Annotated in this window: 21 protein-coding genes and 7 tRNA genes; 14 read left to right on the top strand and 14 right to left on the bottom strand. The window is 72.0% G+C overall.

What is annotated here, in order from left to right; genetic code table 11:
- Window positions 1-131: 131 nt before the first annotated feature.
- Window positions 132-2,357 carry an elongation factor G-like protein EF-G2 gene (locus tag ACF1CT_RS28250; protein ID WP_391786792.1) on the top strand — a complete coding sequence of 742 codons (2,226 nt, stop codon included), beginning with the start codon at window positions 132-134 and terminating at the stop codon, window positions 2,355-2,357.
- Between the two features lie 158 nt (window positions 2,358-2,515).
- Window positions 2,516-4,186 carry a hypothetical protein gene (locus ACF1CT_RS28245; RefSeq protein WP_391786791.1) on the top strand — a complete coding sequence of 557 codons (1,671 nt, stop codon included), beginning with the start codon at window positions 2,516-2,518 and terminating at the stop codon, window positions 4,184-4,186.
- A 73-nt stretch (window positions 4,187-4,259) separates the two neighbouring features.
- Here ACF1CT_RS28245 and ACF1CT_RS28240 read toward each other — a convergent pair whose 3' ends face one another.
- Window positions 4,260-4,820, bottom strand: a complete 561-nt coding sequence (locus tag ACF1CT_RS28240; RefSeq protein WP_391786790.1) for an HIT family protein — start codon at window positions 4,818-4,820, stop codon at window positions 4,260-4,262.
- Window positions 4,821-4,886: 66 nt separating this feature from the next.
- On the opposite strand from ACF1CT_RS28240, the gene ACF1CT_RS28235 reads away from it, so the two are divergent.
- Window positions 4,887-5,561: a potassium channel family protein gene (locus tag ACF1CT_RS28235; protein WP_391786789.1), complete on the top strand. Its 675-nt coding sequence runs from the start codon at window positions 4,887-4,889 to the stop codon at window positions 5,559-5,561.
- Window positions 5,562-5,696: 135 nt separating this feature from the next.
- Here ACF1CT_RS28235 and thrS read toward each other — a convergent pair whose 3' ends face one another.
- The gene (gene thrS, locus ACF1CT_RS28230; protein WP_391786788.1) at window positions 5,697-7,682 is read right to left on the bottom strand and encodes a threonine--tRNA ligase; all 1,986 of its coding nucleotides are present in this window, start codon (window positions 7,680-7,682) and stop codon (window positions 5,697-5,699) included.
- A 433-nt stretch (window positions 7,683-8,115) separates the two neighbouring features.
- Here thrS and ACF1CT_RS28225 point away from each other — a divergent pair, with 433 nt between their 5' ends.
- The gene (locus ACF1CT_RS28225; protein WP_391786787.1) at window positions 8,116-8,841 is read left to right on the top strand and encodes a 3'-5' exonuclease; all 726 of its coding nucleotides are present in this window, start codon (window positions 8,116-8,118) and stop codon (window positions 8,839-8,841) included.
- Between the two features lie 129 nt (window positions 8,842-8,970).
- Here ACF1CT_RS28225 and ACF1CT_RS28220 read toward each other — a convergent pair.
- Both ACF1CT_RS28220 and ACF1CT_RS28215 read right to left on the bottom strand, forming a co-directional pair.
- Window positions 8,971-9,042 (bottom strand) — tRNA-Val (locus ACF1CT_RS28220).
- 39 nt (window positions 9,043-9,081) lie between these two features.
- On the bottom strand, window positions 9,082-9,528 hold the full coding sequence (locus ACF1CT_RS28215) for an SRPBCC family protein (protein WP_391786786.1): 447 nt from the start codon (window positions 9,526-9,528) through the stop codon (window positions 9,082-9,084).
- 83 nt (window positions 9,529-9,611) lie between these two features.
- Between ACF1CT_RS28215 and ACF1CT_RS28210 the strand changes: the two genes are divergently transcribed.
- Window positions 9,612-12,146, top strand: a complete 2,535-nt coding sequence (locus ACF1CT_RS28210) for an SCO7613 C-terminal domain-containing membrane protein (protein ID WP_391786785.1) — start codon at window positions 9,612-9,614, stop codon at window positions 12,144-12,146.
- Between the two features lie 526 nt (window positions 12,147-12,672).
- On the opposite strand, the gene ACF1CT_RS28205 is transcribed toward ACF1CT_RS28210, so the two are convergent.
- A tRNA-Val gene (locus tag ACF1CT_RS28205) sits at window positions 12,673-12,744 on the bottom strand.
- Between the two features lie 53 nt (window positions 12,745-12,797).
- Window positions 12,798-13,277 (bottom strand): TIGR02611 family protein, encoded by a 480-nt coding sequence (locus ACF1CT_RS28200; protein ID WP_391786784.1) that lies wholly within the window; start codon window positions 13,275-13,277, stop codon window positions 12,798-12,800.
- A gap of 190 nt (window positions 13,278-13,467) precedes the next feature.
- Between ACF1CT_RS28200 and ACF1CT_RS28195 the strand changes: the two genes are divergently transcribed.
- Window positions 13,468-13,881: an SsgA family sporulation/cell division regulator gene (locus tag ACF1CT_RS28195; protein WP_003959770.1), complete on the top strand. Its 414-nt coding sequence runs from the start codon at window positions 13,468-13,470 to the stop codon at window positions 13,879-13,881.
- Between the two features lie 329 nt (window positions 13,882-14,210).
- Window positions 14,211-14,783 carry a CGNR zinc finger domain-containing protein gene (locus tag ACF1CT_RS28190; protein WP_391786783.1) on the top strand — a complete coding sequence of 191 codons (573 nt, stop codon included), beginning with the start codon at window positions 14,211-14,213 and terminating at the stop codon, window positions 14,781-14,783.
- A 4-nt stretch (window positions 14,784-14,787) separates the two neighbouring features.
- On the opposite strand, the gene ACF1CT_RS28185 is transcribed toward ACF1CT_RS28190, so the two are convergent.
- Both ACF1CT_RS28185 and ACF1CT_RS28180 read right to left on the bottom strand, forming a co-directional pair.
- Complete coding sequence (locus ACF1CT_RS28185) at window positions 14,788-15,015, bottom strand: hypothetical protein (RefSeq protein WP_391786889.1); 228 nt, start codon at window positions 15,013-15,015, stop codon at window positions 14,788-14,790.
- Window positions 15,016-15,227: 212 nt separating this feature from the next.
- Window positions 15,228-15,689: a hypothetical protein gene (locus tag ACF1CT_RS28180; RefSeq protein ID WP_391786782.1), complete on the bottom strand. Its 462-nt coding sequence runs from the start codon at window positions 15,687-15,689 to the stop codon at window positions 15,228-15,230.
- 204 nt (window positions 15,690-15,893) lie between these two features.
- Here ACF1CT_RS28180 and ACF1CT_RS28175 point away from each other — a divergent pair, with 204 nt between their 5' ends.
- Entirely contained in the window at window positions 15,894-16,418 is a 525-nt protein-coding gene (locus ACF1CT_RS28175) for a DsbA family protein (RefSeq protein ID WP_391786781.1), read from the top strand.
- Between the two features lie 147 nt (window positions 16,419-16,565).
- On the opposite strand, the gene ACF1CT_RS28170 is transcribed toward ACF1CT_RS28175, so the two are convergent.
- From ACF1CT_RS28170 to ACF1CT_RS28160, 3 genes are all read right to left on the bottom strand, one after another.
- Entirely contained in the window at window positions 16,566-17,402 is an 837-nt protein-coding gene (locus ACF1CT_RS28170; RefSeq protein ID WP_391786780.1) for a GNAT family N-acetyltransferase, read from the bottom strand.
- 64 nt (window positions 17,403-17,466) lie between these two features.
- The gene (locus ACF1CT_RS28165; protein ID WP_391786779.1) at window positions 17,467-18,288 is read right to left on the bottom strand and encodes an aminotransferase class IV; all 822 of its coding nucleotides are present in this window, start codon (window positions 18,286-18,288) and stop codon (window positions 17,467-17,469) included.
- Complete coding sequence (locus tag ACF1CT_RS28160) at window positions 18,285-19,322, bottom strand: chorismate-binding protein (RefSeq protein ID WP_391786884.1); 1,038 nt, start codon at window positions 19,320-19,322, stop codon at window positions 18,285-18,287. The genes ACF1CT_RS28165 and ACF1CT_RS28160 overlap by 4 nt, the downstream gene beginning before the upstream one ends.
- 163 nt (window positions 19,323-19,485) lie before the next feature.
- Between ACF1CT_RS28160 and ACF1CT_RS28155 the strand changes: the two genes are divergently transcribed.
- The 5 genes from ACF1CT_RS28155 to ACF1CT_RS28135 all read left to right on the top strand — a co-directional run bounded on the left by ACF1CT_RS28155 (window position 19,486) and on the right by ACF1CT_RS28135 (window position 19,932).
- Window positions 19,486-19,558: transfer RNA gene (locus tag ACF1CT_RS28155), tRNA-Gly, on the top strand.
- 38 nt (window positions 19,559-19,596) lie between these two features.
- Window positions 19,597-19,670 (top strand) — tRNA-Cys (locus ACF1CT_RS28150).
- A gap of 1 nt (window position 19,671) precedes the next feature.
- A tRNA-Val gene (locus ACF1CT_RS28145) sits at window positions 19,672-19,743 on the top strand.
- A gap of 19 nt (window positions 19,744-19,762) precedes the next feature.
- Window positions 19,763-19,834 (top strand) — tRNA-Val (locus tag ACF1CT_RS28140).
- A 23-nt stretch (window positions 19,835-19,857) separates the two neighbouring features.
- Window positions 19,858-19,932: transfer RNA gene (locus tag ACF1CT_RS28135), tRNA-Val, on the top strand.
- A gap of 144 nt (window positions 19,933-20,076) precedes the next feature.
- Here the strand turns inward: ACF1CT_RS28135 and ACF1CT_RS28130 are convergent.
- The 3 genes from ACF1CT_RS28130 to ACF1CT_RS28120 all read right to left on the bottom strand — a co-directional run bounded on the left by ACF1CT_RS28130 (window position 20,077) and on the right by ACF1CT_RS28120 (window position 21,798).
- A complete protein-coding gene (locus ACF1CT_RS28130; protein WP_391786778.1) occupies window positions 20,077-20,361 on the bottom strand; it encodes a zf-TFIIB domain-containing protein in 285 nt (94 codons plus the stop codon).
- A 68-nt stretch (window positions 20,362-20,429) separates the two neighbouring features.
- A complete protein-coding gene (locus ACF1CT_RS28125) occupies window positions 20,430-21,377 on the bottom strand; it encodes a phosphotransferase family protein (protein ID WP_391786777.1) in 948 nt (315 codons plus the stop codon).
- A gap of 211 nt (window positions 21,378-21,588) precedes the next feature.
- Window positions 21,589-21,798, bottom strand: a complete 210-nt coding sequence (locus ACF1CT_RS28120; protein WP_391786776.1) for a hypothetical protein — start codon at window positions 21,796-21,798, stop codon at window positions 21,589-21,591.
- Window positions 21,799-22,370: 572 nt separating this feature from the next.
- Here ACF1CT_RS28120 and ACF1CT_RS28115 point away from each other — a divergent pair.
- On the top strand, window positions 22,371-23,729 hold the full coding sequence (locus ACF1CT_RS28115; protein ID WP_391786775.1) for a serine/threonine-protein kinase: 1,359 nt from the start codon (window positions 22,371-22,373) through the stop codon (window positions 23,727-23,729).

Below are 23,729 nucleotides of genomic sequence, written 5' to 3'. Positions count from 1 at the left end.
CGCGGGTGTCACCGTGGCCGCTCTCCACGGGTGTCGCCGTGGTCGGCACGGCTCCCCCGCGCCGCGCACGCTTCTCCCCCACCGCGCGGGATCGTCCCCCGATCCGCGCCACCACCCGGGAGGCACGCATCATGGGAGACAAGGCACATGCCCGCGCCGGGGCCGCCGGCGGGGTGGCGACGCCCGACCGGCCCTCGTCCGTCCGCAACGTGGTGCTGGTCGGCCACAGCGGCTCCGGCAAGACCACGCTCGTCGAGGCCCTGGCCCTGGCCGCCGGGGCGCTCAACCGGGCCGGCCGGGTCGAGGACGGGGCGACCGTCTCCGACTACGACGAGACGGAGCGACGCCGGCACCGGTCCGTGCAGCTCTCGCTGGTGCCCGTCGCATGGGACGGGTTCAAGATCAATTTGCTGGACACCCCCGGATACGCCGATTTCGTCGGGGAGCTCAGGGCCGGTCTGCGGGCGGCGGACGCGGCCCTGTTCGTGGTGTCCGCCGCCCAGGAGGCCGACGCCGTGGCCGGCGCGGCGCGGGCCGTGTGGGACGAGTGCGCCGCCGTCGGCATGCCGCGCGCCATCGTGGTGACCCACCTCGACACGGCGCGCATGTCGTTCGACGAGATGGTCCGGATCTGCGGAGAGGTCCTCGGCGGGGACGACCCCGACGCCGTGCTCCCGCTGTACCTTCCCGTCCATGGCGCCGCCGGCCCCGACGGGCACGCCCCGCTCACCGGACTCGCCGGGCTCCTCACGCAGCGGATCGTCGACCACTCCTCGGGCGAGCGCCGGGAGACACCGCCCCCGGCCGACGACCGGGCGGGGCTCCGGGAGGCCCGGAACCGGCTGATCGAGGGCGTCATCGCGCAGAGCGAGGACGAAACCCTGATGGACCGGTACCTCGGCGGGGCGGAGATCGACGTCGCGACACTCGTCGACGGCCTGGAGCGGGCCGTCGCCCGAGGCACGTTCCATCCCGTCCTCACCGCGGCCCCCGCCCCCGACGGTGCCCGGACGGGCGTCGGCACCACGGAGCTCCTGGACCTGATCACGGGTGGTTTCCCCGCACCGCCGGAACGCCCGCTGCCCGGGGTCGTCCCGCTGCGCGGGGCCCCGCGGCCCGCCCTGACCTGCGACCCGCGGGGGCCGCTGCTCGCCGAGGTGGTCAAGACCTCCTCCGACCCGTACGTCGGCCGGGTGTCCCTCGTGCGCGTCTTCTCCGGCACCCTGCGTCCCGACGACACCGTCCACGTCCTCGGTCACGGCCTCACCGATCCCCGCCACACGGCTCGCCCCCTGCACGAGGCGGAGGTGCGCGTCGGCGCGCTCTCCTCGCCGTTCGGCGGGCAGCAGCGTCCGGTCACCGCCGGTGTCGCGGGCGACCTGGTCTGCGTCGCCAAGCTGGGCGGGGCGGAGACCGGGGACACGCTCTCCGGCACGGACCTGCCGCTGCTGATGGACCCGTGGACCGCGCCGGACCCGCTGCTGCCGCTGGCCGTGGAGGCACACGGCAAGGCGGACGAGGACCGGCTCTCCCAGGGACTGGCCCGCCTGGTCACGGAGGACCCGACCCTGCGCCTCGAACAGAACCAGGACACGCGCCAGGTCGTCCTGTGGTGCCTCGGCGAGGCCCACCAGGACGTCGCCCTGGACCGGCTGCGCAGCCACTACGGCGTCCGGGTCGACGCCGTGCCGCACCGGGTGGCGCTGCGCGAGACCTTCGCCACGCCCGTCACCGGACGCGGTCGGCACGTGAAGCAGTCCGGCGGCCACGGCCAGTTCGCCATCTGCGAGATCGACGTGGAGCCACTGCCGCCGGGGTCGGGCGTCGAGTTCGTCGACCGGGTGGTCGGCGGGGCGGTGCCGCGCCAGTTCGTCGCCTCGGTGGAGAAGGGGGTCCGGGCCCAGGCCGCGCGCGGAGTGGCGTCCGGGCATCCGCTCGTCGACGTACGGGTCACCCTGCGGGACGGGAAGTCCCATTCGGTGGATTCCTCCGACGCCGCGTTCCAGACGGCGGGCGCGCTGGCCCTGCGCGAGGCCGCCTCGGCCACCCGTGTCCGGCTCCTCGAACCGGTCGCCGAGATCCGGGTGCTGGTGCCCGACGACTACGTCGGGCCGGTGATGAGCGACCTCTCCGGGCGGCGCGGACGAGTCATCGGCACCGAACAGTCCGGCCCCGGACACACGCTCGTACGGGCCGAGGTCCCGGAGCTGGAAATCGAACGGTACGCCGTCGACCTGCGCTCGCTCTCCCACGGCGCCGGCCGGTTCGACCGGGCGTACGCCCGGCACGAACCCATGCCCCAGCAGCTCGCCGAGCGTGTCCGCGACGAGCGCGAGGGCCGCCCGATCGGCGTGTGACCGCCCGTGGCGCCGGTCCCCGCCCACGGGTTGTCCACAGGGGCGGACGGGGCAGCATTCCGGACGATACGCTGTGGTCCCAGCTCAGAAGGTGTGCCGGGCACGGCAGTTGGGAAACAGCCGCAGGAGCGGTTCCTCGGCGTTGAGTGGGGGCGACGGTGGCCAACGAAGGATTCGATTTCTCTCCCGGAGCGCAGATCCCGATCCAGGGCTCGGGCGGAGCGGCGGTGGCGACGAACGCCCTCGCCTCCGCGGCGTATCGCGACAGTCCGGTGGAAAGCATCCTCGACGCGAACAGCGAGTGGCACAAGTCCGAGGTGAAGGAGGGGCGTTCGAAGTTCCTCAAGGCCGACTACTTCAAGCCCAATCTCGGCGAGGCGTTCTCCCGGGCCGTGCAGGAGCGCATGCTGGGCGGAGCTCGCGGTGCGCTCATCCAGTCCTTCGGGGCGGACCCGCAGACCGTCGTCGAGCACTGCCTGTCCGCGACCCGTCTGCGCAGGGCGCGCGACGTCAAACTGACCACCGTCACCGTGCTGTTCGGCATCCTCTTCCTGCCGGGAATGGTGATGTGGGTCCTGGCCTTCCGGCTGCGCGACGGGCTCGGCAGGACCAAGGACAAGGTGCTCTCCGCCGTGGGGAACGCCCTGCTGCCGATCGTCGGCATCGGGGCGTTGATCCTCCTGGTGGGACTCCCCCTCACGGGGTTCCTGGCGCTCTACGCACGCGCGGTGATCGTCGCTCCGGTCGTCGGATGGTTCTTCGCCAAACGGATCGCCGAGTCCTCGGCGAAGGACATGCGCGCGCGTTGGGAGGGGCTGCTCTCCGGGGGCGGTGTCGTCGCCAAGATCCCCGAGGCGGCTCCGAAGAACCCCAGCGAGACCTCCCGCGAGGCGCTCCGCCAGAGCCTGGAGAAGCTCACCGCGGAACAGCACTCCAACTCGGTCTTCTACGCCGGGCCCAAGGGCATCCTCGGCATGGGAACCCGCTGGGGCAGCTGGCAGCTCGCCGAGGAACTCGTCTCCAAGGAACCGGGCAAGGAGTTCAACAGGTTCCGGAGCTGGGATCTGGTCCGGGCCATCCACGACCAGTTGAAGGTGCTGGAGCGCGGCCCGCTGAACACCGGAGGCTTCCCCACCCCGTCGGTCACGCACTGGATCGTGTCGCCGGTCGGCGAGAACGCCGGCTCGGTGTCCCGTCCGGAGGGCGAGGACGTCGCCACCTTCCAGGTCAAGCCGCACGAGATACAGCGCATCTGCAACCACCAGCAGTTCGGCGGTGGTGACCGGCACTACCTCGGCGTCCAGTTCATCCTCTGGGACGGCCAGTTGGTCATCACCATGATGATCACGGTCACCGTGCTCTACGAGACGCTGCGCATCGAGGTCACCGGGCACGCGCTCGGCCCGGTCCATTCGCTCTTCACGAGCAAGCCGGCGGCCAAGACCAAGACGGTCAACAAGACCGTCCGGTTCTGGGAGACCCGCAGTATCACCCTCCCGCTGGTCGAGCCCTCGGAAGTCGTCCGTCTCGCCCTGCGCGCGCCGCTCACCTGGTACCCGCCGCTCCTCGACTACCTCGGCGGCAAGATCGCGCTGCCCGAACCGTTCGGCCTGCGCCATGCCTGGGCCGAGAAGCCGTGGCGCCACCGCTTCATGGCGGACGACGCGATGCGCGCCGCCACGCCGGTGCTGCGCGCCGTGCACACCGCCGCCCTGCGTGTCCTGGAGGAGAACGGCGTCGAGACCGAGCGTTTCGACAACCGCTCGATGGTGCTCAGCGGGATGGTGCAGGATCCGTCCCCGCGCAAGGCCGACGTGTACGACGCGTAGCACGGGACGCCCCGCGGCCGCCCCTCCGGTTCGACCGGAGGGGCGGCCCCTTTCGGTCCGCGGACCGGGCGGCTCAGTCCACCGGCCAGGCCGCGGCCAGCATCGTCCGGGTGTCGGCGAGCAACTGCGGCAGCACCTTGGTGTGTCCGATCACCGGCATGAAGTTGGTGTCACCGCCCCACCGGGGCACCAGGTGCTGGTGCAGGTGCGCGGCGATGCCCGCGCCCGCGGAAGCCCCCTGGTTGAGCCCGATGTTGAAGCCGTGCGCCCCCGACGCCGCCCGCAGGGCCGTCATCGCCCGCTTGGTGAAATCGGCAAGCTCCATCGTCTCCGGTCCGTCCAGCTCCGTGTAGTCGGCGACGTGCCGGTAAGGCACCACCATCAGGTGTCCGCCGTTGTACGGATACAGGTTGAGCACGGCGTAGACACTGCTGCCGCGCGCGACGACCAGCCCGTCCTCGTCCGATTTCGACGGGATCGCACAGAACGGACAGCCGTCGCCGGCCTCCGAACCGGTCGGCTTGTTCTCACCCTGGATGTACGCCATCCGGTGGGGCGTCCACAGGCGCTGGAACGCGTCGGGCGTCCCCACTCCGATCTGCTGCTCCGGCTCACTCGTCATGCCGATCAGCATATTGCTTCACCCCTCGGCCGCGTGTCGCCGGGGCTGAAGCCGTGGGCCCGCGACGATGCTGAGGCGATGAGCGACCGGCCCGCCGACCCCGTCCCCGCACGATTCCGACGCTGGGAGCAGCGCACCGAGGTTCCGCTCCTCGGCGCCTCGTTGCTCTTCCTGCTCGGCTACACGGTCCGCGTCCTCGCCCCGCACGACCGGCCGTGGAACGATCTGGCCCTCGCGCTGGTCTGTGCCACCTGGCTGCTCTTCCTCGCGGACTACACCGTGCGGCTCCGTCTCAGTGGCCTCGGTCCGCGCTACGTGCGGGTCCACTGGCTGGACACCGTGGTGCTTCTGCTGCCCCTGCTGCGACCGCTGCGCCTGATCCAGGTCTACTCCGCTATCCAGCGCCGCCGGGAGCAGCCGGTGCTGAACCTGTACGCACGGGTGATCGCCTACGCCGGTACGACGGCGCTGCTCCTCGGCTTCTCCGCCGCGCTGGCCGTGTACCACCAGGAGCGATCGGACCCGGCGTCCTCGATCCGCACCTTCGGGGACGCGGTCTGGTGGGCGTGCGCGACGCTGACGACCGTGGGGTACGGGGACGCGGTGCCGGTCACGCCGGGCGGGCGAGTCGTGGCGTCGGGCCTCATGGCGTGCGGACTGGCACTGCTGGGCGCGGTGACGGGCTCGTTCTCGTCGTGGCTGTTGCAGGTGTTCCGGCGGGAGGACGAGAAGAGGCCCCCGGAGGGTGACTGAGAGGCTCTGCGAGCCTTCCGGCCCCGAACCGGTCGGGTTCCGGGCCTTCCTTCGGGGGCCGTGCCCCGGAGCGTGCGGGCCGGGCTCGGGAGCGGCGTGCGCCGCCGCCCCGATGCCCCGCCCGCACGGACCGTGTCACACCTGCGCGCGCCGCTCCACCACGTCGACGAGCTTGGCGATCGCCTCGTCCCGGGCGATGCCGTTCTCCTGCGAGCCGTCGCGGTACCGGAACGACACGGTGCCCGCGTTCATGTCCTCGTCACCGACGATGATCATGAACGGTGTCTTCGCCTTCTGCGCGTTGCGGATCTTCTTCTGCATCCGGTCGGACGAGGCGTCCACCTCGACCCGGAGGCCCTTCTTCCGCGCCTCGGCCGCGAACTCCTGGAGGTACGGGATGTGCGCGTCACCGATCGGGATGCCGACCGCCTGGACCGGGGCCATCCACACCGGGAAGGCGCCCGCGTAGTGCTCCAGGAGCACCGCGAAGAAGCGCTCGATGGAACCGAACAGGGCACGGTGGATCATGACCGGGCGCTGCTTGGTGCCGTCCGGCCCCGTGTACTCCAGATCGAAGCGCTCGGGCAGGTTGAAGTCGAGCTGCACGGTGGACATCTGCCACGTGCGGCCGATCGCGTCCCTCGCCTGCACCGAGATCTTCGGGCCGTAGAACGCGGCCCCGCCCGGGTCCGGGACGAGCGGCAGGCCCTGCTTCTCGGCGACCTGGCGCAGCGTCTCGGTGGCCTCCTCCCACACCTCGTCGGAGCCGACGAACTTCTCCGGGTCCTTGGTGGAGAGCTCCAGGTAGAAGTCGGTGAGGCCGTAGTCGCGCAGCAGGTTCAGCACGAAGGTGAGCGTGCGGTCGAGCTCCTCGGCCATCTGCTCCTTGGTGCAGTAGATGTGCGCGTCGTCCTGCGTGAAGCCGCGCGAGCGGGTCAGCCCGTGCACCACCCCGGACTTCTCGTACCGGTACACCGTGCCGAACTCGAAGAGGCGCAGCGGCAGTTCGCGGTACGAACGTCCCCGGGCGTCGAAGATCAGGTTGTGCATGGGGCAGTTCATCGGCTTGAGGTAGTAGTCCACGCCGTCGTCGAGCTGCATGGGCGGGTACATGCCCTCGGCGTACCAGTCCAGGTGGCCGGACTTCTCGAAGAGCTTGCCCTTGGTGGCGTGCGGCGAGTAGACGAACTCGTAGCCCTCCTCCTCGTGGCGCCTGCGCGAGTAGTCCTCCATCGCGCGCCGGACGACACCGCCCTTGGGGTGGAAGACCGCGAGGCCGGGACCGATCTCGTCGGGGAAGGAGAAGAGGTCAAGCTCGTTGCCGAGCTTGCGGTGGTCGCGCTTGGCGGCCTCCTCCAGGAACTCCAGGTGCGCCCTCAGCTCGTCCTTGGTGGGCCAGGCGGTGCCGTAGATGCGCTGGAGCATGGGGTTCTTCTCGCTGCCCCGCCAGTACGCCGCGGCGTTCCGCATCAGCTTGAACGCGGGGATGTACCGGGTGGTCGGCAGATGCGGACCGCGGCAGAGGTCCTTCCAGCACAGCTCGCCGGACTTCGGGTCGAGGTTGTCGTAGATGGTCAGCTCGGCGCCGCCCACCTCGACGTCCGCGCCGTCGCCCGCGTTCTCCACGGAGTCGGAGCCCTTGATGCCGATGAGCTCCAGCTTGTACGGCTCGTCGGCCAGCTCCTCGCGGGCCGCCTCATCGGTCACGACCCGGCGGGAGAAGCGCTGGCCCCGCTTCTGGATCTCCTGCATCTTCTTCTCGATGGCCTTGAGATCCTCGGGGGTGAACGGCTTCTCGACGGCGAAATCGTAGTAGAAGCCGTCCTTGACCGGCGGGCCGATGCCCAGCTTGGCCTCGGGGAAGAGCTGCTGCACGGCCTGCGCCATGACGTGCGCGGTCGAGTGACGCAGGATGTTCAGGCCGTCCTCGGACGAGATCTCGACGGGCTCGACGACCTCGCCGTCGGAGACGACGTACGCGAGGTCCTTCAGCTCACCGGCGACCCTGGCGGCGACGACGGTGCGCTCGCCCGGGAAGAGGTCGGCTGCCGTAGTGCCCGTCGTCACCACGCGCTCTTCCCGCTCGGAATCGCGTTGGATGGTCACACGGACGTCTGACACCGGTCTCTCCTGACTCAGGGGGTACGCACGCTCTCGTGTCTGCGCGTGCGAGAGGAATCGTACCGAGCCGCGGGCCCCCTCTGCGAAACGGTTCGCGACGGCGGGCCCCGATGTCCGCCCGTCGGCGACCGGTCCGACTGTCAGGCACATGGCATGTCCCGCCGACTGTCAGGCACATGGCGTACCCCTCCCGGGGCGGCCCGCGCCGAGCGGGGAAGCGGGCGCCCCCGCGCACGGAACACCCCGGGTGGACGGCGCGGCGCCCCGGGCGGACGCGGTCGGCCTCTCGCCGAGCCCGCCGTGATCGCGCGGGGCGCCCGGCCGCCGAGGTCGCGCCGAGGGCTCCCGGACGGCGTACCCGGCCATGGGCGCGGGTATCACCGGACCGGGCAGGGATATCGCCATCTGCCCTCCAGGTGCGAGGAGTTCGGGGATGACTCACTGGTACGAGGGACCACTTGCCGCTTTTGACACCGAGACGACGGGAGTGGACGTCGAGGAGGACCGGATCGTTTCGGCCGCGCTCGTCGTCCAGGACACGGCGGGCGGACGGGCCCGCGTCACGCGCTGGCTGGTGAATCCCGGGATTCCGGTGCCCGCCGGTGCGACCGGGATCCACGGCCTGACCGACGAATACCTCCAGCGCAACGGCCGTTGGCCGGCACCGGTGGTGGAGGAGATAGCCCGCGCGCTGGCCGAACAGTGCGCGGCGGCCCGCCCGCTCGTCGTGATGAACGCTCCGTTCGACCTGACCCTGCTGGACCGGGAGTTGAAGCGGCACCGGGCCTCGTCACTCGCCGGCTATCTGCAGAACGCCGCGTTGTGCGTACTGGATCCACGCGTACTCGACAAGCATCTGGACCGCTACCGCAAGGGGCGGCGGACCCTGACCGACCTCTGCGAGCTGTACGGGGTGGCGCTGGACGGCGCGCACGACGCCGCCGACGACGCGACGGCCTCGCTGGAACTGGTGCGGGCGGTGGGGCGGCGCTTCGCGTCCCGCCTGGAGCGGCTCACACCACCCGAGCTGCACACCTTGCAGGCGGTGTGGCACGCGGCGCAGGCGCGTGGTCTGCAGGCGTGGTTCGCGAAGAACGGTACGACGGAGGCGGTGGATCCGGCCTGGCCGCTGCGCCCGGCGCTCCCGACCGCGGCATGACGGCTCGCGCGCCCGACGGCCACGCGCCACGACGGTCGCTCCCGGTCCGACGGAGTCCTTCCGCCGGCGGAGTCGACAAAAAAGACGAGGCCGGTCCGTCGACAGATTCGACGGACCGGCCTCTCCCGGTGGGCGATACTGGGTTCGAACCAGTGACCTCTTCGGTGTGAACGAAGCGCTCTCCCACTGAGCTAATCGCCCGGGAACGGGTTGAACCATACAGGGCTCCGCGGGTCGGGTTCAAACCGCTTCCAGCCGGGCGGCGAGACCCCGGCGTCCGGCACGCATCATCACGGCGTGGTTGGCCCGGAACACGGCACGTCCGGGCACCGCGAGAAGTCGCATCAGCCGTTTGCGGACCTCGACCTCCTGCTCCTGGACGACGCGGCTGCCCCCGCCGCGCGCCGTCACCGTCCACCGGGCCCAGCCGGTGAGATCGCCGTCGAGCACCGCCTCCAGCACCCCCGCCCCGGGATCACGACGGCGTTCGCGCATGGTCACCACGAGGTCGTACGGCAGGACGGAGCGGACCCTGGTGGTCCGGGCGACGGCGTCGCACCCTCCGACCTCGCGGACCTGCGGCCACCAGCTCGGGTAGTCGTCGACGCGTTCGAGGATCTCGTACACGGCACCGGGCGGGCCGGGGAGGTCCCAGATACTCACGAAGTGGTAGCGGTTCCAGTCCATGCCCCCAGTCTGCGCGTACTCAGCCGACGAACTGAGTACGCGAGCGCATGTCCGATCCCGTGGCTCCGGTCACACTCCCGTTCATGGAACATGTGCCCCCGCCCGCGGAGGAATTGGCGCTCCTCGATCGCGAACTGGCCCGGCTCGACGCCCGTCGGGCCCAGTTGCTGGCGCGCCGCGCCTGGCTGGTGGGTGTGCTGTCCCGGCCCGTCGCCCGCCCCGCCGCCCCGTTCGGGCCGCCGCGCCCGGTCCGGCCGCCGACCGCGTTCGCGCCCCCGTCCGCCCCTCCCCGCGCACCGGGCGGGACGCGCAACGCGCAGAACGTGCTGCTCGCTCTGGGCGGTCTGCTGCTGGCGATCGCGGCGATCGCGTTCACCCTGGTCAGCTGGGGCGAGATGGGGATCGGTGGCCGTTCGGCGGTACTCACGGCGGTGACGGCGGCGGCGCTGGCCGCTCCCGCTCCGCTGCTGCGGCGCGGCCTGCCCGCGACGGCCGAGTCGTTCGCCGCGCTGGCCTCGGTGCTGATGGTCCTGGACGCGTACGCGCTCCATCGGGTGGTGATGCCCCGGGCCGACGGTCCCGGCTTCGCCGCGGTGGCCTCGGCGGTGCTGGCGGCGCTCTGGGCCGGGTACGGGCTGCTGCTGGGCCGTCTGCGGCTGCCGCTGCCGCTCGCCGTGGTCAGTGCGCAACTGCCGTTGCCGCTGTGCGCGTGGTGGGCCGGGGCGGGGGCGTCGGCGTTCGGCTGGGCCCTGGTGGTCACTGCGGCGATGGACGCCGCGATCGCGTTGCGGGGCCGGGGGGTCGCGGTGCGGGTGACGGCCTGTGCCGGTTGCTGGACGGTCGGCCCGGTGGGACTTCTGGTGGCCCTCGCGCAATCGGTGTCCGCCGGTACGGCGTGGGCGGCGCTGGGACCGGGGGTGCTGCTGCTCGCGGGTGCGGCGGTCGCCGTCGCGGGGGCCTGGCGTGCGCCGTCCGGGTTCGCGGTCGCGGGCGGCGTGCTGGCCGGGTGGTGCGCGGTGGCCGCGGTGGGCGGTGTGCTGTGCGCCGGTCCGCCCGGCACCTGGTCGGTACCCGTGTACCTGCTGTGCGGGGCGGCGCTCCTGGCAGCGGTGCGGGCCCCGGTGCCCCGCCCGGTCGGTCAGGGCCTGGTGTGGTCCTCCTCGGCGGTGGTCGCGGGGGCGGTGCTGGCCTCGATGCCGCCGGTCGGGCTGTCGCTGATCGGGGCGGCGTACCGGCTGGCGGGGGTATGGACGGGGGCACCGGACGGAGGCGTCCGCGGCGCGTCGGCCGCGACATGGTCCCAGATGGCCTCGGCCCCGGTGGTGCTGCTGATGGTGGCCGCGTTGTCGGGGGCGGTGCACCGGTGGTGGCCGCGGACGGTGCGGTTCGTCGGTCCGGTACTGGTGCCGGGACCCGTGTGGCGGGGCGTGGCCGGGGCCGCCGCGGTGGCCCTCGGGTGGGCGGGGTGCACGGTGACGCCCGCGGTGCTGGGGCTGCCCCACCCGGTTGCGGTGGTGGCGCAACTTGCCGTGGTCGCGGCACTGTTCGCGGTGGCGGTGCGTTCGCTGAGCCGCGGGACCGACGCCGTGGGGCCGACGGCGCTGGTCTGCGGTGCGGTCGGCGCGGGAACGGCGGGATTGTGGGCGCTCGCGACGGAGGCCACCACGTACGCGGCGTCCGGAGTGCTGCTGGTGGTGCTCGGGGCAGCCGCGGTGGCGCTCGACGGCCCCGCGACGTCCGCGGCCCGGGCCGTGCCGACGCCCTCGGCCGTCGAGGCTACGCGGACCATGTGGACGTTGCGGATCGCGCAGGCGGTAGCGGCGTGCGGCGCGGTGCTGTGCGCGACGGTGTTGGCCGTCGCGGCCGGGGCCTCGCTGGGGCTCTCCGCCCATCGGGCGGCGCCGGTCCTGCTGGTCGTCCCGGCGGCGACGGCCCTGCTCGGAACATGGCTGCGGAGCCGGCCGCCGGCTCTCGCGGTGGAGTCGGCCGGAGCCGTGGCGGCGGTGGTGTCGGTGGGCATGGCGATGCCGGACCGGGCGTCCCTGGCACTGGTGCTGGCGCTGTGCGGGACGGTGGCCGTGGGCACCGCCGTACGGCCCGAGCGTCGGCCGGCGGCCGGGTACCTGTCGACGGGACTGTTCGTCCTGGCGGCCTGGCTGCGTCTGTCCGCCTCGGGAATCTCGGCCCCCGAGGCGTACACCCTGCCGGTGACGGTGCCCGCGCTGGTGGTCGGGGCACTGCTGCGGCGTCGTGATTCCGGCGCGTCGTCGTGGACGGCCTACGGTCCGGGGCTCGCGATCACGCTGGTGCCGAGTCTCTTCGCCGCGTGGTCCGATCCGCACTGGGTGCGTCCGCTGCTGCTCGGCGTGGCGGCACTGGCGGTCACGCTGGCGGGGGCGCGGCAGAGGCTCCAGGCGCTGTTGCTGCTCGGCGGCGCCGTACTGACCCTGGACGCCCTGCACGAGTTGGCTCCGTACGTGGTCCAGGTCGTCGGCGCGCTGCCGCGCTGGATGCCGCTCGCCCTGGCCGGGGCGCTGTTGCTGGCGGTCGGGGCGACGTACGAGCAGCGTCTGCGCGACGCACGACGGCTCAAGAACGCGCTGGGAAGGATGCGCTGAGGGTCCGTCGCGCGCTCCGGGGCGGCCGGGTCGTCCCGGGCCGTCCGCGCGGTCGTCCGCCCGCCACGGAAATCGAGGGCGGGAAAGCCCGCGTTCCCGAACTGATCCCCAAATCGTGTGCGACAGGCACTCCGTGCCGCGTGCGCCCGGAATTACGGCGGAGTTCCGAGGACATAGTTCCGGGGACATAGGAGAACGGCATCCGCACGGCACGCGTCGGGCCCCTCCGGGAATTCCGTCGCCATGGCCGTCGTCATGAATGCCCGTCCGGACGGGCGGCGCGCAATCACGGCACCTGACGTGTTCTCGGAACTCCCGCCGGAAAGCGGCACGGAAAAGCCGCCGCGCCCCGATTTCGCGTGGTCCGCCCGAGCGGAAGGGCGTCCTCGCCGCATGTCGGCCGACCGGAGCACACCCGCGGGAACGGCCCCCGTCCGCCACCCGCGCCACTCACCGGATGAAGAGGAAGCGGCGTACGCAGAGGGGCCCATGAGACTTCGCAGTCTCATGGGCCCCTCTGTCCGGGTGGGCGATACTGGGTTCGAACCAGTGACCTCTTCGGTGTGAACGAAGCGCTCTCCCACTGAGCTAATCGCCCGGGCGCAGGTCAAACATTACCCCATGTCAGTGGCGCCCCATGACCATCCCGGGTCACTGGTGGATCTTCCACGGCATGGTGATGCCGAACTTCCAGACGTAGACCCCCACCAGCACCGCGATGATCACCAGCCCGATCACGGTGAGGATGACGTTGCGGCGCCGCACCTTGGGATCGAGCGCCCGCTGCGCCGCCTCGGTGACCTTCCTCCGGGTCCAGCGCAGCACCAGCTGCGCCCAGACGAACTCGGTCGCCCAGATCGCCATGCCGGCGAAGATCACCAGCCACCCCGGGCCGGGCAGGGGCAGCATGATGATCCCGGCCACGACGACCGCGAGCCCGACCATGAAGACACCGACCTGCCAGCTCAGGTGCAACGCCCTGGACGCCTTGATGAAGCCGGGCGCCCGGGAGCCGAGCCCCCGGCCCTCGTCCGTCGCACCGTCCGGGACGTCCCCCGTCATGTCCCCGGCGGCGGACGCGGTCCCCGCCGGAACCACGTCGTCTCCCCGCCGGTCACTCTCCGCGTTCATGGGGGCCAACCTACCGGAGCGGACTCCGTCACCGGAATGGCCGTATATCTCAAAGTCGCACACCCCCATATGAGCGACCTGAAGGAACACAAAAAGGTCAGAGGGGTTTACAACGCCACCGTAGGTGGCATGTCGATTTCGCCGACGTGCGAATCCCCGAGCGCACACTGAGCGAAAGGCCCTGGCGCTTATGAACACCACGGTCAGCTGCGAGCTGCACCTGCGCCTCGTTGTGTCGAGCGAGTCCTCACTGCCTGTACCTGCGGGCCTGCGGTATGACACGGCCGATCCTTATGCCGTGCACGCCACCTTCCACACCGGAGCGGAGGAAACGGTCGAGTGGGTTTTCGCCCGTGACCTCCTGGCCGAAGGGCTGCACCGGCCCACCGGCACCGGAGACGTCCGCGTCTGGCCATCCCGTAGTCACGGTCAGGGCGTCGTCTGCATCGCACTGAGCTCCCCGGAGGGCGAAGCCCTGCTCGAAGCCCCGGCGAGGGCCCTGGAGTCGTTCCTGAAGCGGACCGACGCCGCGGTTCCACCGGGCACCGAGCATCGTCACTTCGACCTCGACACGGAGCTCTCACACATCCTGGCCGAGAGCTGAGCCAGGCCGAGAGCTGCACGGCGTCGTCCGACTCGGGGAGACGGCGCCGCGCGGAAAAACTTCATACGGTGACGCCGACGCCGTCATCACGGAACCCACCGTGGTGGCGGCGTCCGCGTCGGCGCACGCCCCGGGCGCCGCGCACCGGGCAGGTGCCCCGTCCGGCCGCCCCGGACCGGAGGGCGCGCGGACGGGCCGGTGGATGGCCGGTACACGCTCCTCGCGCCCTTCCCGTGGCCGCTCGGCCCCCTGCGCGTCGGCATCGAGCCAGTAGAGTCAGCCGGCATCGACTGCGGGCGCTCGCCCGCCGGAGGCCAGGGAGCGAAAGCGTGCTGATCCCCCACGACACCCGGATCGCCCTCGACACAGTGGTCGATCTGCTGAACACCGCGCCGACGAGCGGGCAACCGGAGGTCGAGCCGGTCGAGGGGCTCGCCGACATCGAGGCCCTGTACGACTTCGCCCGGCGCCACCGCATCAGCGGCGTGGACGAACTGCACGAGAAGGACCTGCGGGCCGTACAGGATGTGCGGGCACGCTTCGCCACGATATTCGCGGCCGACGACGCCCGGATCGCCGCCGCCCTCATCAACACCCTCGTCGCCTCCGCGGGCACCACGCCCCAGCTCAGCAACCACGACGGTTACGACTGGCACGTGCACTACTTCGCGCCGGACGCCTCGATCGCCGACCATCTCGCGGCCGACTGCGGCATGGCGCTGGCCTTCATCGTGGTGGCGGGCGAGCAGGAGAGGCTGCGTCGCTGCGGGGCCCCGGACTGCCGACACGCCTTCGTCGACCTCTCCCGCAACCGGTCCCGCCGCTACTGCTCCAGCCGGACCTGCGGCAACCGTCTGCACGTGGCGGCGTACCGGGCGCGCCGCAGGGAGGCGGCGGGCTGATCGCTCACAGCATGAAGAGATCGTGCAACGCGGCCATCAGCAGCAAGCTGCCGATCACCCCGAGGAAGATCATCAAAGGGGGCTGGGACAGCGCGAAGAGGCAGCCACGCGGCTCTTCGGCAGGGCTTGCGGGGGCATCGCCCCGGGAGGTGTCGACCATCGCGAGAAGATCATGACGCACTCCGGAACCGCCGACGGCCAACCAGCCCTCCCCCCGGGTGAGTTCACCCACTCCAGGGACATCCCCGTTCGACTCTCCGTCCGGTCCTGCGACAGTTATTCGGCCCGACGGCCGCTCGGACAGGGACCATTGGCTCCAGAACAGTCCAACACCAGGCGGACCGCGCCGACTTCACGACGACGAATCACCGATCGGACCGTCACCGCAGCTCGCCGCCCCGGCCGTTTCATCCGCCGGGCGAGACGGCCTCCCCGGCCGCGGGCTCAGATGCCGTGTTTCCTCAGAATCGCCTCGATGTCGCTGAAATCCTCGTTCGGCGAAGCGGACGACTGCTTCGTCTTCGCCGGTCGGGCCGTCTGCGCGCGGGTCGCCGGGGCTCCGGAGCCCAGTGAGGGCGCCGAGGCGGCCGGGGCGACGGCCTCGCCGCGCCCTGCCCGCTCGGCGGCTCTGCGCTCCTTGCGGGTACCACCACCGCGGCGTTCGACGGCGCGGGTCGTCACGAACAGCAGCCAGGCCGCGGCGAGCAGTCCGAAGCCGAGCCAGACACTCGGCTTGAAGACGATGTCGACGGCCCAGGCCATGACACCGGTCAGCGCCAGGCCGATGGGGACCAGGGAGTAGGCGGCGATCCGGGTCGCGGCGAGGAATCGCTTGCGGCACGCCGTGACGGCGGCGATGCCCAGCCCCGCCGCGGACACCGCGGAACAGATGGTCTCGGCAAGCATCGTGGCCTCCAGGCTCCCGGGGGGAAACGTCCCTTCCATCCTGCACCGACCGACCGTCCGTCGGCCATGATCCCGGACCGCATCAGGGTCATATCAGGGCCGGAATCCTCCGCAGGTGCCGATTCGGGACGCACCGTCCGGCGCGGTCCGCGGCGGGCCGGGAGCCGATTGGGCCGCGCGCGGGGGCCCTGCGAGACTGGCCGCATGAGTGATTCGACCCCCGCGACGCCCCTTGTCCTCGATCTCTGGTGCGAGCTCCAGTGCCCGGACTGCCACCGGGCCCTCGCCGATGTGCGCGCCCTGCGGGACAAGTACGGCGACCGGCTGGAGGTGCGGCTGCGGCACTTCCCGCTGGACAAGCACAAGCACGCCCACGCCGCCGCACAGGCCGCCGAGGAGGCCGCGGCACAGGGCGGCGGGTGGCCCTACGTCGAGGCGGTCCTCGCCCGTACCTCGGACCTCGACCGGGCCGGCGAGTCCCTACTGGTCGAGGTGGCGCGCGAACTGGGCCTGGACGCCGAGGAGATGGACACCGCGCTGATCGACGGGCGGCACATGCTGATCGTCGACGCCGACCAGGCCGAGGGCAAGGCCATCGGGGTCACCGGCACGCCGACCTATGTGATCGGTGGTGAGCGGCTGGACGGCGGCAGGAGCCAGGACGGGCTGCGCGAGCGAATCGAGGAGATCCTCGACGGACTGCTCGCGGAAGGGCCCGGGCGGGCCTGAACAGCCCCACGCCGTCCCCGGCTCCGCACCGGGCCCCGGTGCGGAGCCGTGTCGTGTCGTCATGCCGCCGGCACCCGCGCCGGTGCGGTGACCGGGAAGGTCTGCCGGGAAGCCCGCGGCGTCCGGTGCACCTTCCCGGTCACAGCGCTAGAGGGGCTTGGCCAGGTTGTACTGGGTCACCCGGTATCCGAGCGATTCGTACAGTCGCAGTGCCGGTGTGTTCTCGGCGAAGACGTGCAGTCCGAGAACAGGGGCGCCGGCGTTCAGGGTGATGCGTTCCGCCTGCACCATCAGGGCACGCCCGAAGCCGCGTCCCCGGTGCTCCTCGTTCACCTCGACGTCGTAGACGAATCCGCTCGCGCCGCCCGGACCGTCGTCGAGCACCGTCACCCACACATGGCCGACGACGGTGCCGTCGTGGACCAGGACGTGAAAGTGCACGCCCGCCGTGTCCAGGCCGTCCGGCAGGTTCCGGGCGTGGTCGGTCCGGGACTTGTGCAGAGCCTGCTCGGCCGGGACGCCCCGGTCGATCCAGGACTGCGCGTACGTGTCGATGGCGGTGCCGAGCCAGTGCGCGAACTCCTCGGGGCTCATCGGCCGGGCGACGACGCCGTCGGGAGGCTCCGGCGCCGTCGGACCGACGTCCTTGATCATGTTCCTGGCGCGTTCGGTGTAGCCGCAGGCGGCGGCCAGCCCCCGGGCCGCCTCGTTGTCCGCGGGCACCGAAGTGCGCAGCTGGGTGCAGCCCCAGCCGCGCAGCACCTCCTCGGCGGCGAGCACGGCGATGGTGCCGCGCCCGCGCCGCCGGGCGCGTTCGTCGATGCTCAAGGAGCGCAGCACGCCGGCCGCCGTGCCGAACGCCGGATCGGTGCCGATCTCCATGGTCCCGACGGACCGTCCGTTGTCGCACACGTCGTAGGCGCGGATCCTCGCGCCGTCGGTGTCTTCCTGAATCGGCCCGTTCGGCCGGAGGGTGGTGGTCATCGGAGCTGTTCTATCCGTCGCCGCCCCGATCGTCACCCCGTTTTGCGGGTTCCTGGTGTCCGGTCTACGGGTCGAGATCGTCTCCCGACCGCTCCTCGAAGATCCTCATGGCCTTCGCCGTGACCGGGCCGGGGGCTCCGGGCAGCTCGCGGTCGTCCACCCGGTGGACGGCCTGCACGTCGCGCAGCGTGGAGGTCAGGAAGATCTCCTCGGCCCGGTCCAGGACGTCGAACGGCAGATCGGTCTCCTGCGCGCCGGTCCACTCCGCGGCCAGCGCGCGGGTGATCCCGGCGAGGCAGCCGGACGCGACCGGCGGGGTGTGCAAACGACCGTCGAGCACGACGAAGACGTTGGACCCGGTTCCCTCGCAGAGCCGTCCCACCGTATTGGCGAAGAGGGCCTCGGACGCGCCGTGCTCGCGGGCACGGGCGAGCGCCACCACGTTCTCCGCGTAGGACGTGGTCTTGAGTCCGGCGAGCGCGCCGCGCTCGTTGCGCGTCCACGGGACGGTGATCACGGCCGTGCTGTCGGGGCGTCGGGTCGCCTGTCCCAGGGCGACGACGAGGCCGGGAACGGCGTCGCCGCGGTCGGAGCCGAGCGGCGAGAGCCCCCCGGTGCAGGTGATGCGCAGTCTCCCGAGCGGCATCGGGTTCGCGTCGACGACGGCGGCGCAGGCGCGGCGCACCTCGTCGAGGTCGGGCTCGGGCAGGCCGAGACCCCGGGCCGAGCGGCCGAGCCGGTCGAGGTGACGGGTGAGGGCGAAGGTCCGGCCCCCGACGACCTTGACCGTCTCGAAGACACCGTCCCCCACCGTGAGTCCGTGGTCGAGCACGGACACCCGGGCCTCGTCGGCGTCCCGCAGTCCGCCGTTGACCCACATCCTCATCGCGCTGTCCTTCCCGTCGCTTCGTGGACGCCCGACGCTACAGCGAGCAACCGTGACGCCTTGAGTTCGGTCTCGTCCCATTCGCGCCCGGGATCGGAACCCCAGGTGATGCCCGCCCCGGTGCCGAACCGGAGGACCGGGACTCCTCCCGTCCGGTCGATCCAGAACGTCCGTATGCCCACCGCCAGGGATGCCGTGCGACGGTCGGCGTCGACCCAGCCGATGCCGCCGCAGTAGGGCCCTCGCGGCGCGGTCTCCAGCTCCCCGATGATCCCGAGCGCACTGGTCTTGGGCGCCCCGGTGACGGAGCCGGGAGGAAAGGCCGCGTCGAACAGCTCCGGCCAGCCGGCCCCCTCGGCGAGCTCCCCCCGCACGGTGGAGACCAGGTGGACGAGACCGGGATGCTTCTCCACCACGCACAGGTCGGGGACCGTGACCGACCCGGTGGCGCAGACCCGGCCGAGGTCGTTGCGGACCAGGTCGACGATCATCACGTTCTCGGCGTGGTCCTTCTCCAGCAGATCGTCCTCGGTGCGTCCGGTGCCCTTGATCGGTCCCGACTCGACGGTCCGGCCGTCCCTCCTCAGGAACAGTTCGGGCGACGCCGTGGCGATCTCCACTCCGTGCGCGGGCAGCCGAATCGTTCCCGCATAGGGGGCGGGGTTGCCGCGTGCCAGCAGTGAGGTGAGCGCGTCCACGTCCGCGGCGGCGGGGTCGGGCAGCGGCGCGGTCATCACCCGGCAGAGGTTGGCCTGGTAGACCTCGCCCGCCGCGATGTACGCACGGATCCGGCGCACGCCCGCGACGTACGCGGCGCGGTCCAGGGACGAGGTCCAGTCGCCGGCCCCGGGACCGCGCCAGGCGCCCGGCACCGGGGCCGGCACCGACGCCTCGCGCACGGTGTCGAAACGCGCGCAGACCAGACGTCCCCCGAAATCGGCGGAAACGGCCCAGAAGCCGGACGAGTCGAGGGCCGCGGGATCACTCGTCACGTCCCTTAGTCCGGACGCGACGAGGCCGCCGAAGCGGGCCATGGGAGCGAGATCGTGCACGTCGTCGAGTCTAGGACGGCGCCCGGTGGCCCCCACCGCGATGAGCGCGCCCCAGCACGCTGCACAAACGCGTTTTTGTACTGGCCCGGGAATCCGCTAGAGTTCAACACGTCGCCGGGACGCGGAAGCCGACCGGGAAAGACACGCGGACGTAGCTCAGTTGGTAGAGCGCAACCTTGCCAAGGTTGAGGTCGCCAGTTCGAACCTGGTCGTCCGCTCGCAGAAAAGCGAGGGATCTTCCCGAACCCTCGCTCGTGGTGGAGTGGCCGAGAGGCGAGGCAACGGCCTGCAAAGCCGTCTACACGGGTTCAAATCCCGTCTCCACCTCCAAGGACGATTAGCTCAGCGGGAGAGCGCTTCCCTGACACGGAAGAGGTCACTGGTTCAATCCCAGTATCGTCCACTGGTCCGTAAGGATCCCCGCGCGATTAGCTCAGCGGGAGAGCGCTTCCCTGACACGGAAGAGGTCACTGGTTCAATCCCAGTATCGCGCACGCAGTACACGCAGGTTCACCCTGCGCGATTAGCTCAGCGGGAGAGCGCTTCCCTGACACGGAAGAGGTCACTGGTTCAATCCCAGTATCGCGCACCAGCCGAAGCCCCGGTCGTCTCGACGATCGGGGCTTCGCCGTCTTCGCGATGTCGCTTCCACAAAGCCGTTCCACGACTCCGTTTCCACGGCCTGCCGCCGGGCGGCGAAGAGCGCCGCGGGCCGGGCGGCAGGCATCCGGCACGCTCAGGAGGAGAAGAGCATCCGGCCGAAGCTCTTGTGCCGGTAGTGGCCGCCGTGATGGCCGCCCTGGTGCTGCGGGGCGCCCCAGGCGGGCGCCGGGGCGGCCGGATAGGCCTGCGGCGCCGGGGGCGCGGGCGGTGCCTGCTGTGCCCACTGCGCCTCGATGCGGGTCAGGGTCTCCAGTTCGCCGTAGTCGAGGAAGATCCCCCGGCAACCGCTGCACTGCTCGATCTGTATGCCGTTGCGGTTGTACGTGTGCATGGGCGCGTGGCACTTGGGACACTGCATGGTTCGGCTCACTCCTCGCCGTCGGGTCGCCGTCGCCGGAAGACACGGCCGCCGACGGTCGGTTCAGCCTACGACGGGTGTCCGTCGGCCAACTGCGGGGGGAGAGAGGCGATTCGGGCACAGGCGTCGATCATCGCCCGCTCCACCTCGTCCGGGTCCCGGCCCTCGGCCGCGGACTTGGCGAACGCCAGCGCGGCGGTCTGCACGGTCAGGGCCCTGGCCGGGACGTCCAGTTCGGGCCACGGGTCGCCCGCGGCGGGTACGGCGGGTCCGCCCGCCGCCCGGTAGGAGTCAAGGAACCGGAGCCAGACCTCGGGGGGCAGGAGTCCGGCCGCGTACCAGGCGGCGGGGCGGGCGAGGTCCCAGGCCGGGTCGCCGAGACCTGTGTCGTCCACGTCGATGAGCAGCCAGGGACCGTCCGGTACGGGGTGGCGGACGAGTTGACCGAGGTGCAGGTCCCCGTGGCAGAGGAAGCGTGAACGGTGGGCGGGTGGCGCCGCCTCGGCACGGGCCCAGCCGGGCAGCCGGTACCAGGCCGCGAGCACGGGGGCGGTGGCCGGGTCACCGGGCCGGGCGGCACGCATCCGCGCGACGGCGAGCGCGGCCTTCACGGGGCCCCTCATGGGCGGAAGGGCGGAGGGGGGCGGGGTCCGGTGCAGTGCGGCCAGCAGGGCGGCGGCCTCGGCCCAGGGCGCGGCGTCGGGATCGGCCGGGTCGACCGGATCTCCGTGCGGCCACAGGCTGACGGGGCGGCCGTCGAGGGCGCAGGGCGTGGGGCACAGCGGGGCGAGCAGGATGCCGGTCGTCCGGGGGTCGTCCGCGAGGGCCATACGGGTGAGCAGGTCCGGGGGGCGGGTGCCCGGGGCGTGGGCCTTGGCGACGACCGGTCCGCTGCGGACGACGGTCGCGTCGGTCCGGTCGGCGAGGGTCACCGGCGGCGGGCAGGCGCAGGCCGCCGGCGGGTGGGCGGCCCGGTGGGCCAGCGCCCCGAGCGCGCGTACGACCGCGGTGGTCATGGCCTCCCCCCGATGACGGACGTGCCGGATCCTGTGCCCCGGCGGGTCGCGACCGAGCGTACGCGGGTCCGGTGCACGGCCCGGACAGCGCGATGTCCGGTCAGCTCCCCAGCTGACCGGACAAACGCTGCCGTCCGCCGCACCCCCGTCCCCACGGGGTTGTTGGCCGGATGTCCCGGTCCGGACCGCTCTTCCGGACCCGGGGCGCCGCTCAGCGCCCCAGCATCACGCCCACGGACGACGCCTGTGTGACCACCGCGTCCCAGCCGCCGAAGACGACCACGAGCAGGGCCGCCAGGGGAAGAACCATCGCCGTCGCCACCAGCGGGTGGCGCCTGCCGGACGGCGAACTGCGGACGAGCACGGCGGGGAGCCCGCTCTCCCGCGTGCGAAGCATGCTCCGCGATGCCGTGTCCGCCATGTTTCCTCTCCTGACCGCTATGGGGCGGCGGGCGTGTGGCCTCGGGGGACGAGTGCTTCGCCCGCCGCTTGACCTCAACACTAGGGACGCGGGAGGGATCCGGCGTCATGCCCGCGTACCGAATGACGGGCCTCCCGTAGGAGGACCCGTGGGAAGCCCGCGTACTCCCCTGGGTGGAGATCGGGCGCCTGATTCCCGGGGTCGTCCCGGAGGGGTACCAGCCGGGGCGGAGCCGCGCGTGACGTCACTCACTCATGGCGCCCGGCGGGACGGCCGCGGGCCGTCGGTGCGTCGCCCGGACGCAGCGGTTCCGGCCCGCGCCCGGCCCCCGGCACCGCGGCCGGCGTGTTCGGGAAGAGGCGAGCCCTTGCATCAACGGCCCGCGGACGCGCCTCATTTGACGTACCGTCGCGCACGGCGCCGGAATCGGGTGCGGTCTCACCGTCCGTCATGGGCCGTGCCATGGCCCGGCAAACGATCCCGGGGCGAGGGCGCGGCCTCTGAGCGCCCCGGGCGCCGGGTACGTAAGCTGTGCCTCGTCAGGCGTACCAGGCAGCGGGGATGGGCAGAACATGGCGATGATGCGGCTCCGACGCGAGGACCCGCGTGTCGTCGGCTCGTTCAGGTTGCACCGACGGCTCGGGGCCGGCGGCATGGGCGTCGTCTACCTCGGTTCGGACCGGCGGGGACAGCGGGTGGCGCTGAAGGTGATCCGGCCCGATCTGGCGGAGGACCAGGAGTTCCGCTCGCGGTTCGCGCGCGAGGTCTCCGCCGCCCGGAGAATCCGCGGCGGGTGCACGGCACGCCTGGTGGCCGCCGATCTGGAGGCGGACCGTCCGTGGTTCGCGACGCAGTACGTCCCGGGGCCCTCGCTGCACGACCGGGTGGCCGAGGAGGGACCGCTGTCGGCGGCCGAGGTCGCCTCGATCGGGGCGGCGCTCTCCGAGGGACTCGTGGCGGTGCACGAGGCCGGGGTCGTCCACCGCGACCTCAAACCGTCGAACATCCTGCTCTCCCCCAAAGGTCCCCGGATCATCGACTTCGGGATCGCCTGGGCGACCGGCGCGTCGACGCTCACCCATGTCGGTACGGCGGTCGGCTCCCCCGGCTTCCTCGCCCCCGAGCAGGTGCGCGGCGCGGCGGTGACACCGGCGACGGACGTGTTCTCGCTTGGTGCCACGCTGGCCTACGCGGCGATGGCCGACTCGCCCTTCGGACACGGCAGTTCCGAGGTGATGCTGTACCGCGTGGTGCACGAGGAACCGCAGTTGTACGACGTGCACGACGCGCTGGCGCCGTTGGTGAGCGCGTGTCTGGCGAAGGATCCGGAGGATCGTCCGAGCACGCTCCAGCTGTCGATGCGGCTCAAGGAGATCGCGGCGCGGGAGGCGCAGGGTCTGCACGAGAGCCGTCCGCCGGCACAGCGTTCGGCGCAGGAGCTGGACCGGCCGACCGGGCGGCTCGACGGCCCGCACACGGAGCAGCAGACCAGGCGGACGGCTCCCCCGGCGCCTCGTCGGCAGCAGCGGCAGCCGCAGGGCGGTCGGCAGACGACCTCGTCGCGGTCCGGGGCGTCCCGGACCGGCGGCTCGCGTCCTCAGCAGCGTCAGCCGGCGCGCGGCACCACACGGTCGGGCAGGCGCCCCGCTCCTCCCCACCGCACGAACGGCAGGCCCGCCACGAACGGGACGAACGGCAGGCCGGGGACGCGGCCCGGGGCCCGCAGGACCTCGACGGGGCTGCGTCCCGCCAATCCGCGGTTGCTGCGGCAGCGCCTCGTCGTCTTCGTGGTGGTGACGTTGCTGGTGGCGCTGGGCATCGCGGTGGCGCAGGGCTGTCAGGGTCCGGCCCGGGGGCTGGGCACGAGCCCCACCCGGGTCGAGGCCCGGTGGCACGACCCGAGCGGAATCGCGGCCCCGCGGCTCCGGTAG

Source organism: Streptomyces sp. NPDC014734 (assembly GCF_043083325.1).
Classification (GTDB): Bacteria; Actinomycetota; Actinomycetes; order Streptomycetales; family Streptomycetaceae; genus Streptomyces.
Note: the sequence above shows the minus strand (reverse complement) of the source record. Positions and strands in the feature narration are given on the sequence as shown.